A 269-nucleotide genomic window follows, 5' to 3' on the forward strand; every position below is an offset into this window, starting at 1 on the left:
TGAGGATGCGCATGGCAATCTTGAACAGGAACGCCAGGGCAAACAGGTTGACGAACGCGAGCATGGTCATGGTGATGTCGGCGAAGGCGAACACGGTGCTCAGGTTCTCGATCGAGCCCCAGAAAATCAGCACCAGCACCAAGGCGCGATAGCCCATCAGCACCTTGCGGTTATTGCCGACCAGAAAGCGCAGGTTGCTCTCGCCCAGGTAGTAGTTGTACATGATCGAGGTGAACACGAATAACGCCAGGGCCACCGAGATGAACATG

At 56.1% G+C, this 269-nt stretch carries 1 protein-coding gene; it reads right to left on the bottom strand.

What is annotated here, in order from left to right; all coding sequences use genetic code 11:
• Positions 1 to 269: alanine:cation symporter family protein (locus ACY9Z2_RS19055; protein WP_463611251.1), on the bottom strand; the 269-nt coding region annotated here is incomplete at both ends.

It is taken from the genome of Virgibacillus sp. GM2-2 (genome assembly GCF_055329585.1).